The 11,857-nt window shown below is 64.2% G+C and carries 10 protein-coding genes; 7 read left to right on the top strand and 3 right to left on the bottom strand.

Annotated elements, in window-relative coordinates:
* Window positions 1-48 precede the first annotated feature (48 nt).
* The 3 genes from HYH07_RS04930 to HYH07_RS04920 all read left to right on the top strand — a co-directional run bounded on the left by HYH07_RS04930 (window position 49) and on the right by HYH07_RS04920 (window position 4,976).
* Window positions 49-891 carry a LysR family transcriptional regulator gene (locus HYH07_RS04930; protein ID WP_220001404.1) on the top strand — a complete coding sequence of 281 codons (843 nt, stop codon included), beginning with the start codon at window positions 49-51 and terminating at the stop codon, window positions 889-891.
* An 81-nt stretch (window positions 892-972) separates the two neighbouring features.
* A complete protein-coding gene (gene polA / locus HYH07_RS04925; RefSeq protein WP_220001403.1) occupies window positions 973-4,050 on the top strand; it encodes a DNA polymerase I in 3,078 nt (1,025 codons plus the stop codon).
* Window positions 4,051-4,340: 290 nt separating this feature from the next.
* Window positions 4,341-4,976 (top strand): LysE family translocator, encoded by a 636-nt coding sequence (locus HYH07_RS04920; RefSeq protein ID WP_220001402.1) that lies wholly within the window; start codon window positions 4,341-4,343, stop codon window positions 4,974-4,976.
* Window positions 4,977-5,099: 123 nt separating this feature from the next.
* Here HYH07_RS04920 and HYH07_RS04915 read toward each other — a convergent pair whose 3' ends face one another.
* The gene (locus tag HYH07_RS04915; protein WP_220001401.1) at window positions 5,100-5,726 is read right to left on the bottom strand and encodes a glutathione S-transferase family protein; all 627 of its coding nucleotides are present in this window, start codon (window positions 5,724-5,726) and stop codon (window positions 5,100-5,102) included.
* A 199-nt stretch (window positions 5,727-5,925) separates the two neighbouring features.
* On the opposite strand from HYH07_RS04915, the gene pyrE reads away from it, so the two are divergent.
* Together pyrE and HYH07_RS04905 are read left to right on the top strand one after the other, a co-directional pair.
* On the top strand, window positions 5,926-6,489 hold the full coding sequence (pyrE, locus tag HYH07_RS04910) for an orotate phosphoribosyltransferase (protein WP_092292810.1): 564 nt from the start codon (window positions 5,926-5,928) through the stop codon (window positions 6,487-6,489).
* A gap of 284 nt (window positions 6,490-6,773) precedes the next feature.
* Complete coding sequence (locus HYH07_RS04905; RefSeq protein ID WP_220001514.1) at window positions 6,774-7,544, top strand: DUF2865 domain-containing protein; 771 nt, start codon at window positions 6,774-6,776, stop codon at window positions 7,542-7,544.
* Between the two features lie 148 nt (window positions 7,545-7,692).
* Here HYH07_RS04905 and HYH07_RS04900 read toward each other — a convergent pair whose 3' ends face one another.
* The gene (locus tag HYH07_RS04900; protein ID WP_057744520.1) at window positions 7,693-8,124 is read right to left on the bottom strand and encodes a hypothetical protein; all 432 of its coding nucleotides are present in this window, start codon (window positions 8,122-8,124) and stop codon (window positions 7,693-7,695) included.
* A gap of 175 nt (window positions 8,125-8,299) precedes the next feature.
* Here HYH07_RS04900 and HYH07_RS04895 point away from each other — a divergent pair, with 175 nt between their 5' ends.
* A complete protein-coding gene (locus tag HYH07_RS04895; protein ID WP_220001400.1) occupies window positions 8,300-8,593 on the top strand; it encodes a GIY-YIG nuclease family protein in 294 nt (97 codons plus the stop codon).
* 63 nt (window positions 8,594-8,656) lie between these two features.
* On the opposite strand, the gene HYH07_RS04890 is transcribed toward HYH07_RS04895, so the two are convergent.
* A complete protein-coding gene (locus HYH07_RS04890) occupies window positions 8,657-8,902 on the bottom strand; it encodes a hypothetical protein (RefSeq protein WP_220001399.1) in 246 nt (81 codons plus the stop codon).
* A 206-nt stretch (window positions 8,903-9,108) separates the two neighbouring features.
* On the opposite strand from HYH07_RS04890, the gene HYH07_RS04885 reads away from it, so the two are divergent.
* Entirely contained in the window at window positions 9,109-11,634 is a 2,526-nt protein-coding gene (locus HYH07_RS04885; RefSeq protein ID WP_220001398.1) for a glycogen/starch/alpha-glucan phosphorylase, read from the top strand.
* Window positions 11,635-11,857: the final 223 nt, after the last annotated feature.

The raw sequence follows: 11,857 nt of genomic DNA, 5'->3' as shown, positions 1-11,857 counted from the left end.
TCTGCGAAACTGCTCAAGATCGAGACCCCATTGTGAGAATTTGCACAAATGGACTGGACCGACCTGCAGCATTTCCTGGCGCTCGCACGCGAGGGCACACTGTCCGCCGCGGCGAGGAGCCTCAATGTCGACCACGTCACCGTGGCGCGCCGCGTCGCCGCCCTGGAAGCATCCTTGTCGCTCAGGCTCGTCGATCGCAGGCCGCGCAGCTACGAGCTCACCGAGGACGGCAAGCGCATCGCCAAGATCGCAGCGCCGATGACGGACACGGCATTTGCGGTGGAGCGCGCCGTGCAGGCCTCGAAATCCGGCATCGGCGGCGAGATCACGATCAGCGCGCCACCTTCGCTCGCCAACGTCCTGATCGCGCCGAAGCTGATCCGGCTGCGACAACAGCATCCCGGCATCAGGATCAAGCTGATCGGCGAGAAGCGCACGGCCTCGCTGAACCGTCGCGAAGCCGATCTGGCGCTTCGGCTGTCGCGTCCGACGGAGCCCGGGCTGATTGCACGCAAGATCGGCTATTTCGAGTTCGCCCTCTATGGCTCGCCCGACTATTTGAAGACGACGCCACCACATGCCTTCGCATTCATCGCCTACGATTCCAGCATGGGTGATGTTCCGCAACAACGATGGCTGATGCGCTTCGCCGCCTCGCGCGAGATCGTGCTTCGCAGCAACGACCTGGAGAACCAGGCGGCGGCCGCGCGGACGGGAATGGGGCTCGCCGCCCTGCCAAAATTCCTCGGCGAGGCCGATCCAGGGCTGGAGCGCCATGACATCGGCGGACGTCCCGTCGGGCGCGAGGTCTGGCTGGTCGTCCATCGCGACCTGCGCCGCACGCCGACGGTGCGCATTGTTGCAGGTTTCATCGAGGACTGCCTGGCCTGATGCCGCGATTTGCTGTGCGACTCGGCGAAATAGCGATCCCCCGAGGCTGTCTTTTGCCGCAAAAATTCATACATTGCGGCCATGCCCAAGAGCTCCCAAAAGACATCCCCGAAAACCTCCACCAAAGCCGACGCCAAGCCCGCTGCGGCGACAGCTGCTGCCAAACCGGTCGCAGCCAAACCGGTCGCAGCCAAGGCGGCGGGCAGAGGCGACCATATCTTCCTGGTCGACGGTTCCGGCTACATCTTCCGCGCCTATCACGCGCTGCCGCCGCTGAACCGCAAGTCCGACGGCTTGCAGGTCAATGCCGTGCTCGGCTTCTGCAACATGCTGTGGAAGCTGCTCCGCGAGATGCCCGAGGACAACCGGCCGACGCATCTGGCGATCGTGTTCGACAAGTCGGAAATCACCTTCCGCAACAAGATCTATCCCGACTACAAGGCGCACCGGCCGCCGGCGCCTGACGATCTGATCCCCCAATTCGCCCTGATCCGCGAGGCGGTGCGCGCCTTCGATCTTCCCTGTCTGGAACAAACCGGCTTCGAGGCTGACGACCTGATCGCCACCTATGCGCGGCAGGCGAGCGAACGCGGCGCCACCACGACCATCGTGTCCTCCGACAAGGATCTGATGCAGCTCGTGGATGACAAGATCACGATGTACGACACCATGAAGGATCGCCGCATCGGCATCCCTGAGGTGATCGAGAAATTTGGCGTGCCGCCGGAGAAGGTCGTCGAGGTGCAGGCCCTGGCCGGCGATTCCACCGACAACGTACCCGGCGTGCCCGGCATCGGCATCAAGACCGCGGCGCAGCTGATCGTCGAATATGGCGACCTCGAACAGCTCCTGTTCCGCGCCACCGAGATCAAGCAGCCGAAGCGCCGCGAAGCCTTGCTCGAAAACGCCGAGAAGGCGCGGATCTCGCGCCAGCTCGTCCTGCTCGATGACAAGGTTGATCTGGAAGTGCCGCTCGACGACCTCGCGGTCCACGAGCCAGACGCGCGCAAGCTGATCGCCTTCCTGAAGGCGATGGAATTTTCGACGCTGACGCGTCGTGTCGCCGATTACTCGCAGATCGATCCTTCCAATGTCGATGCCGATCCCGGCTATGCCAGCGGCGCCAGCGTGTTCACGACGCTGCCGCCCTCCGACGTCGTGCCCACGCCGGGAACAGGCACGCCGCCGCAGGCCCGTCCGGGCCAGCGCAACGCATCGGCCGGCAAGGAGGACAAGGCCGCAAGCACGAAGGGCGCGCCGATCTCGCTCGCCGCTGCGCGGGAGGAGGCGCTGCGCAAGCTTCCGGTCGACCGGGCCAAGTACGAAAACATCAAGTCGCTGAAGGAGCTCAACGCCTTCATCGCACGCATCCATGATGCCGGCCAGGTCGCGATCGAGATCAAGGCCAACTCGATCGATCCCATGCAGGCCGATCTCTGCGGCGTGGCGCTGGCGGTGGCGCCGAACGAGGCCTGCTATGTGCCGCTGGCCCACAAGCAGTCCGGCGGCGGCGCCGGCCTGTTCGACGCCGGCCTCGCACCGGATCAGGTCAAGCACGCCGATGCAATCGAAGCGCTGCGGCCGGTGCTGGAATCACCCGGCATCCTCAAGATCGGCTTCGACGTCAAATTCGCTGCCGTGATGCTGGCGCAGCACGGCATCACCTTGCGCAACACCGATGATGCGCAGTTGATCTCCTATGTTCTCGATGCCGGCCGCGGCTCGCACGCGCTGGAGCAGCTGTCCGAGCGCTGGTTCGGCCATGCCATGCTGAAAGAGGGCGAGCTGCTTGGCAGCGGCAAGAGCAAGATCACCTTCGACCAGGTGCCGATCGACAAGGCAGCGCCGCTGTCGGCAGAGGGCGCCGATATCGCCTTGCGCATCTGGCGCGTGCTGAAACCGCGCCTCGTCGCCGAGCACATGACGACGGTCTACGAGACGCTGGAGCGGCCGCTGGTGTCGGTGCTCGCGCGCATGGAGCGGCGCGGCATCTCGATCGACCGCCAGGTGCTGTCGCGGCTGTCAGGCGACTTTGCTCAGACCGCCGCGCGCGTCGAGGCCGAGATCCAGCAGATCGCCGGCGAGCCCGTCAATGTCGGCAGCCCCAAGCAGATCGGCGACATCCTGTTCGGCAAGATGGGTCTGCCAGGCGGTACCAAGACCAAGACCGGCGCGTGGTCGACCACCGCGCAGGTGCTCGACGAGCTCGCCGAGCAGGGCCACGATTTTCCACGGAAGATTTTGGAGTGGCGCCAGGTCTCGAAGCTGAAGTCGACCTACACCGACGCACTGCCGACCTATGTCAATCCGCAGACCCATCGCGTGCACACGACCTACGCGCTGGCCGCGACCACCACGGGTCGGCTGTCGTCGAACGAGCCGAACCTGCAGAACATCCCGGTACGTACGGAGGACGGCCGAAAAATTCGCCGCGCCTTCATCGCGACGCCGGGCCATAAGCTTGTTTCTGCCGACTATTCGCAGATCGAGCTGCGGCTGCTGGCAGAGATCGCCGACATTCCCGTGCTGAAGCAGGCATTCAAGGACGGCCTCGACATTCACGCAATGACCGCATCGGAAATGTTCGGCGTGCCGATCAAGGGCATGCCGAGCGAGATCCGCCGCCGCGCCAAGGCGATCAATTTCGGCATTATCTACGGCATCTCGGCGTTCGGCCTCGCCAACCAGCTCGGCATCGCCCGCGAGGAAGCCTCGGCCTACATCAAGAAGTACTTCGAGCGCTTCCCCGGCATCCGCGCCTATATGGACGAGACGCGCGACTTCTGCCGGAGCCACGGCTATGTCACCACGCTGTTCGGCCGCAAGTGCCACTACCCCGACATCAAGGCGTCGAACGCCTCGGTGCGCGCCTTCAACGAGCGCGCCGCGATCAACGCTCGGCTGCAAGGCACCGCCGCCGACATCATTCGCCGCGCCATGACGCGGGTGGAGGACGCGCTGGCCGAGAAGAAGCTCTCGGCACAGATGCTGCTGCAGGTGCATGACGAATTGATCTTCGAGGTGCCGGACGCGGAGGTCGAGAAGACGCTTCCCGTCGTGCAGCATGTGATGCAGGACGCGCCGTTCCCGGCCGTGCTGCTGTCCGTGCCGCTGCATGTGGACGCGCGGGCGGCCAATAATTGGGACGAGGCGCATTGAGTTCTTTCTTCACCTCTCCTGCACTCGGCCGACGCCACGTACAGGTGTCGTCCCGGCCTAGCGCGCAATTGCGCGCGGGGGGCCGGGACCCATCACCACAGGATCGAGTTAGGCGAAGATTGCCCACTATGATCTCGCGTCACAACTTCTTCCTGGGGGTATGGGTCCCGGCCTTCGCCGGGGCGACCTGAGGTGAGACCCCGCCTATGAATTGTCCTCCGTGCAATTGCGCGATGGAACGGCTCTACGTCGCATATTAGAATCGCTGCATCTCCCGCACCGGTTCAGCCATGCCCCACACCTCCGCCCTGCTCGGCTTCGCCCTCGTCTGCCTCGGTCTCGTGCTCACGCCCGGGCCGAACATGATCTATCTGATCTCGCGCTCGATCACGCAGGGCCCGGCGGCGGGCATCGTCTCGCTCGGCGGCGTCGCGCTGGGCTTCGTGTTCTACATGCTGTGCGCGGCGTTCGGCATCACCGCGCTGCTGCTCGCGATCCCCTTCGCCTACGACGCGCTGCGCTTTGCCGGCGCCGGCTACATGCTGTGGCTGGCCTGGCAGGCGGTGAAGCCGGGCGGCCGCTCGCCGTTCCAGGTGAAGAAGCTCGCGATCGACAGCCCGCCCAAATTGTTCACGATGGGGCTCGTCACCAACCTGCTCAATCCGAAGATCGCGATGCTGTATCTGGCGCTGCTGCCGCAGTTCATCGATCCCATGGCCGGCAGCGTGCTGATGCAGTCGGTGGTGCTGGGGGCGATCCAGATCGCGATCAGCGTCAGCGTCAATGCGATGATCGCGCTCGCGGCCGGATCGATCGCCCTCTTCCTGGCGAGCCGGCCGAGCTGGATGCTGGTGCAGCGCTGGCTGATGGGCACGGTGCTGGCGGGCCTTGCGGTGCGGATGGCGGTGGAAGCAAAGAAGGTGTGAGAAGGCAAACTGTCATGCCCCGGCTTGACCGGGGCATCCAGTACGCCGTGGCCTCTCGGCTCAATCACTGCCGTCTCTGGAATACTGGGCCGCCCGGTTAAGCCGGGCGACGACAACGTCATTTCAATCCAGCTTCGCATCCATGCCGCGCTTCACCGCCGGACGCGCCATCAGCGCCTCGTACCAGCGCTTGACGTTGGGGAAGTCGGCCAGATCCACCTTGTGGCGGGGATGGCGCCAGGCCCATCCGAGGATGGCGAAATCGGCGACCGAGAGGTCGCCGGCGACGAACTCGCGGCCGTCCAGGCGACGGTCGAGCACGCCGTAGAGCCGTCGCGTTTCCGCCATGTAGCGCTTCAGGCCGTAGGCGCGGTCCTGCTCGTTCTCCAGTGCAATGAAATGATGCACCTGGCCGGGCATCGGGCCGAATCCGCCCATCTGCCACATCAGCCATTCATAGACCGGAATGCGCTCGCCCAGCGATTTCGGCAGGAATTTGCCGGTCTTCTCGCCCAGATAGAGCAGGATCGCACCTGATTCAAAGACGCTGACCGGCCTGCCATCCGGCCCGTCGGGGTCGAGGATCGCCGGGATCTTGTTGTTCGGGGACAGTTTGAGGAACCCGGGCGCCATCTGCTCGCCCTTGGTGATGTTCACCGGAACCACCTTGTAGGGAAGCCCCATTTCCTCCAGCGCAACCGAGATCTTGCGGCCGTTCGGGGTGTTCCAGGTGTGCAGCTCGATGGTCATTTGCCTATTTCCTTGCCCAATTTTCTTGCCCGTTCTCTTGCCCCGCATGTCCGGCATCCACCTACTCCAGGAGGCTGCACCCCCACAACCGACGGGGCGGGATGGCCGATCCCTGTTGACGGTGGACACCCCCACTGGAATGTCGCGGCGGTCGCGGATAAATTCCGCCTCCTCTCAAAATGCTGTTCGAGGGACCGCCGTGTCGAAATCTGCCTCCCGCGCCCGCCTGTTCGAAATCATCCGCCGCCGCTCTTTCGGCCGCGGCGAGGTGACGCTCGCGTCGGGCCGCAAGAGCGATTTCTATTTCAACCTCAAGCCGACCATGCTCGACCCCGAGGGCGCGACGCTGCTGGCCGAGCTGACCTATGAGGCGCTGAAGGACGATAATCTCGATTTCATCGGCGGGCTCGAGATGGGCGCGGTGCCGCTGGCCGGGGCACTGGCGCAGATCTCCTGGATCAAGGGCCATCCGATCGCGGCCTTCTTCGTGCGCAAGAAGCCGAAGGAGCATGGCGCGAGGCTCGCGATCGAAGGCCTGCCGAAAGGCGAGACGCTTGCCGGCAAGCGCGTCGTGATCGTCGAGGACGTCACCACGACAGGCGGCTCGGCGATGAAGGCCGTTGAATCCGTACGCGAGACCGGCGCCGAAGTGGTGCTGGTGCTGACCATGGTCGACCGCGAGGAAGGCGCCACCGATACGTTCGGCGCGGCCGGCCTGCCGTTCCGCTCACTGTACAAGGCGTCGGAATTCCTGAAGGCGTAAGGGCTCACGCGTCCCGGGCGCGGCGCAGCGCGTAACGGTGCGACGCAGAACCGGGACTTCAGTCTCGCTCCCCATCGGCATGGGCCCCGCCTCTGCAGCGCACCGCGCAAGTGCGCGCTGCGCCGCGTCCGGGGCACGGAGACCGCCGCCCTCAACCGCTCATTTACCATCCCGCTTTATGGTGAATCATGTGCTGAGACCTGATGGTCACGGCCGGTTCAGTAGCGTCGGTGGAGTAAGCGTTGCGTACGATCGTGTCCCATGCGCGCCGGCGGCGTCGCGCGATGCTTGTGGCCGCCATTCTCGCAAGCCCGCTGCTGGCGACCCCCGCCCCGGTTTCAGCCGAGGGCCTGTTCGACTTCTTCTTAGGCGGAATGCAGCAGCGGCCTCAGCGCGATGTACCGCAACAGGCAAGCCCCTTCGTCGATCCCTTCGCCAGTCAAAGCGGCCAGCCGCAATATGTGCCGCCGACGCGCACGGCTGCTGCTGGTGGCTCCGGCCCGGCCTTCTGCGTCCGCAGCTGCGATGGCAAATATTTTCCGCTGATGCGCGGCCTCGCTTCGCCGGCGCAGATGTGTCAGGCCTTCTGTCCTGCCAGCGCGACAAAGGTGTATTTCGGCTCCTCGATCGACGGCGCCTATAGCCAGACCGGCGAGCGCTATGCCGACAGCGAGAATGCCTTCGCCTATCGCAAGGCGCTGCGCGCCGACTGCACCTGCAATGGCCGCGAGCCGGCCGGACTAGCCCCCGTCGATCTGACCCTCGACGCTTCGCTGAAGGCCGGCGATGTCATCGCCACCACCGATGGGCTGGTCGCCTATACCGGCATCCGCCTCGGCCAGGAGCAGACCGCGGAGTTCACCCCGGTTGCATCCTATCCCGGCCTCACCGCCCAGGTCCGCACCCTGCTCGGCGAGATGAAGGTGGCCCCGGTGCGCGCGGAGACTGTGGCGGCCGATGCCCCGGCCGCCCAGATCGTGCGCGAGACGCTGCCTGACGTGACGGCCGCGCCGAAGACGCAGGCGAAATCGGCGAGGCGGGCGGGATTGGATTAGGATCCGGCTGCATCCACACCGTCATTGCGAGCGCAGCGCAGCAATCCAGCGTCTTTCCGCGAGAGGGATTCTGGATTGCTTCGCGGAGCCTGTCATCGGGCCGCGCTTTGCGCGGACCCGTTGGCTCGCAATGACGGAAGTTGCGGTGCTATCTCCCGATAATCACCCCGATCACATTCGGCGCCGCCAGATATTTCTCCTCGATCGCCGCGCGCGCGGCGGCACGGTTTTCGGCCGTGAGCAGGCCGCGCTTCTCGGCCAGGATCATCCAGCAGAAGCCCCACCAGTCGGTCAGCATGCCGGTCTCGCTGACGAGGTCATAGCCCTGCTCGGCTGCGAAGATGCGCGCATGCGCTTCGTCCAGCGTGTCGAGAAAATGATGATCCTCGACCGAGAACAGATCGTCGCTGATATCATCGATGGTGTAGCCCCAGATCGACTGGCACACCGCGTTGAACTCGCGGTCGAACTGGTCGTCGTCGATCCTCTGGCGCCGCGCCGCCTGATGCAGCCGCGACAGCGACCGCGCGAAATCGGCGATCCGGGTGAGGGCAAATTGATCGAAGGCAATGGTGGACATGTAGTCCTCGCGACTGACGTCAGGCCCTAGATATTGTGTCGGCAATGCGCCGAATCATAATGATATATCAGAGACTTGCTAAAGTGTTCTTAATTCGTTCTGATGGATCCAGGTCGTCCCGGCGAAGGCCGGGACCCATAACCACCGCTGCCAGACGTTTTCGGAAATCGGGCCCATGAATGTTCCAGCCGCCTACTACGTCTACATCCTCGCGAGCCGACGCTACGGCACGCTATACATCGGCGTCTGCAACAACCTCAGCAATCGACTTGGTTTGCACCGCTCGGGACGCGGTTCGAAGTTCGTCAAGAAGTATGGCGTAACACGGCTGGTCTATGTCGAGACGTACGCATCGCCGTCCGAAGCGATTGCTCGCGAAAAAGCGCTGAAGGAATGGCGCCGTGAGTGGAAGATTCGCTTGATTGAGCAGGAAAACCCGGATTGGCGTGATCTGTCCCATCTTCTCTGACAGTGGTGTTTATGGGTCCCGGCCTTCGCCGGGACGACGCCCTTCAGGTCGCACCAGCTCCCCTCAATTCGCCGCCGACATCAACTTGTCCCCGCACGCGCTCGCGTAAAACTTGCCGCCGCATTGGCGCTTGATGGCGGCGCAGCGCTGCGCAGGCGTTGCGTTTTGTGGGAGCGAGACGGCGCAGCTGAGGCCATCGGCGCTGCGGCCGGGCCTGTCGGCCGCGAAGGCTGCGCTGGAGGCGGTGATGCAGACGACGAGGACAGCAGCGGCGGCGATTTCGATCAGCAGTCGCATCAGTGGCTTCATGGGCGCTTCCTCCACAGTGATGGCTGAATTTGCGGCCAGTCTAGCACCAAATCGGCGTTTCTCCGTGCTGGTCCGGGTTCCCAAAGCGGCCCGTTCCTTGCATAATTTTGCGCCAGCGCAGTGCATTGCCGCGCCACTCATGGTTCCGGCAAAGGGCAGGTTGCGTAGGGTTTAGTGGTGTTTCTGTCGACCAGGAAGTGACGGCCTTGCAAGATCAATCGTTCCAGTCAAATTTCCCCGCCCCCGATCAGCCCATCGACGAGCTCGCGCTGGCGGAGATCAAGGGTGCGATCCTGGCGAAGCTGCGTCTTGCCATCGGCAAGGACGCGGGCATGGCGACCAAGCACGACTGGTACCAGGCCGCGGCACTGGCGCTGCGCGACCGCATCGTGCACCGCTGGCTCTCGGCCGAGAAGCGCAGCTACGACGCGGGCCGCAAGCGCGTCTATTATCTGTCGCTCGAATTCCTGATCGGCCGTCTCTTCACCGACGCGCTCAACAATATGGGGCTCTTGAAGATCTTCGAGGTCGCGCTCGGCGATCTCGGCGTGTCGCTGCCCGAGCTGCGCAAATGCGAGCCGGATGCGGCGCTCGGCAATGGCGGCCTCGGCCGTCTCGCCGCCTGCTTCATGGAGAGCATGGCGACGCTGTCGATCCCCGCGATCGGTTACGGCATCCGCTACGATTACGGCCTGTTCCGCCAGATCATCAATCAGGGCTGGCAGCAGGAATATCCGGACGAATGGCTCGGCTTCGGCAATCCCTGGGAATTGCAGCGGCCGGAAGTGATCTACGACGTCAATTTCGGCGGCGGCGTCGAGCATGTCGACGACAAGGGCCGCGACCGCGCGATCTGGCATCCGGGTGAGACCGTGCAAGCGATCGCCTATGACACGCCGATCGTCGGCTGGCGCGGCCAGCACGTCAATGCGCTGCGGCTGTGGTCGGCGCGTTCGCCCGATCCGCTCAAGCTCGACGCCTTCAACATGGGCGACTATGTCAGCGCCAGCGCCGAGCAATCGCGCGCGGAAGCGATCTGCAAATTCCTCTATCCGAACGACGAGAGTCCCGCGGGCCGCGAGCTGCGGCTGCGCCAGGAATATTTCTTCGTCTCGGCCTCGCTGCAGGACCTGATCAAGCGGCATCTCGCCTCCGACGGCCAGCTGCGCAGCCTGTCGAACAAGGTCGCGGTGCAGCTCAACGACACCCATCCGAGCCTTGCCGTCACCGAGCTGATGCGCATCCTCGTCGACCTCCATAATTTCCGCTGGGACGAGGCCTGGAAGATCACCGTCGCGACGCTGTCCTACACCAACCACACGTTGCTGCCCGAAGCGCTGGAGACCTGGCCGGTCGAGCTGTTCGAGCGTCTCTTGCCGCGGCATCTCGAGATCATCTACCGCATCAACGTGCAGCATCTGGCGCTCGCCGAAGCCCGCGCCCCCGGCGACATCGACTTCCGCGCCTCGGTTTCGCTGATCGACGAGAAGAGCGGCCGCCGCGTGCGCATGGGCCAGCTCGCCTTCGTCGGCTCGCACCGCATCAACGGCGTCTCGGCGATGCATTCGGACCTGATGCGAGAGACCGTATTCCACGATCTCAACCATCTCTATCCCGGCCGTATCACCAACAAGACCAACGGCATCACCTTCCGCCGCTGGCTGATGCTGGCGAACCCGAAGCTCACCGAGCTCTTGCGCGAGACCTGCGGCGAGGCCGTGCTGGATGATCCGACGCAGCTCTCGCTGATCGAGGCCCGCGCCAGCGACGCCGAATTCCAGAAGAAATTCCGTAGCGTCAAGCTCCACAACAAGACCGCCCTGGCGCGCCTGATCGGCGAACGGCTCGGCATCAAGGTGGACCCGACCGCGCTGTTCGACGTGCAGATCAAGCGCATCCACGAATACAAGCGCCAGCTCCTCAATATCATCGAGACGGTCGCGCTGTACCAGTCGATCAAGGACGATCCCAACGGCAATTGGGTGCCGCGGGTGAAGATCTTTGCCGGCAAGGCGGCGGCGAGCTACCGCTACGCAAAGCTGATCATCAAGCTGATCAACGACGTCGCGGAAGTCGTCAACAACGATCCCGCCATCGGCGGCAAGCTGAAGGTCGTCTTCCTGCCGGACTACAATGTCAGTCTCGCGGAGGTGATCATTCCCGCGGCCGACCTCTCCGAGCAGATCTCGACCGCCGGCATGGAGGCGTCCGGTACCGGCAACATGAAGCTGGCGCTGAACGGCGCCATCACCATCGGCACGCTCGACGGCGCCAATATCGAGATCCGCGACCATGTCGGGGCGGAGAACATCGCGATCTTCGGCATGGAAGCCGGCGACGTGATGATCCGGCGCAAGCAGGGCCTCGATGCCTCCGACGTCATCCGCAATTCACCGAAACTGCAGCGCGCCATCAACGCGATCGGCGCCGGCGAGTTCTCGCCCGGCGATCCCGGCCGCTTCGAATCGATCGCGCATGCGCTGCGCTATCTCGACCATTACATGGTCAGCGCCGATTTCGATTCCTATTACGAGGCGCAGCGCGCGGTCGATGCGCGCTGGCTGGTCTCGCCGGCCTGGACGCGCGCCTCCATCCTCAACGTCGCGCGCATGGCGTGGTTCTCCTCCGACCGCACCATCCGCGAATATGCCGAGGAGATCTGGAACGTGCCGGTCAATCCGATCACCCCGCCGTTCCAGACTGCCGAGGAACGGCGCGACGCCACGGGGTGATATTTCCGCGGCGTGGAAGCGGCGTTACCTGCGAGGTCATTGCATCTCGCGGGAAGGATGATGATATGATCTTCATCATCTCGACCACCCGTCATTGCGAGCGCAGCGAAGCAATCCAGACTGCCTCAATTCAAAGATTCTGGATTGCTTCGCGGAGCCTGGCATCGGGCCGCGCTTTGCGCGGACCCGTTGGCTCGCAATGACGACGGGGTCGGCATCGAGG

This window comes from Bradyrhizobium sp. BR 10261, from assembly GCF_019455395.1.
GTDB lineage: Bacteria > Pseudomonadota > Alphaproteobacteria > Rhizobiales > Xanthobacteraceae > Bradyrhizobium > Bradyrhizobium manausense.
The sequence above is the reverse complement of the archived record's forward strand: the minus strand, read 5'-3'. Positions and strand labels throughout refer to the sequence as shown.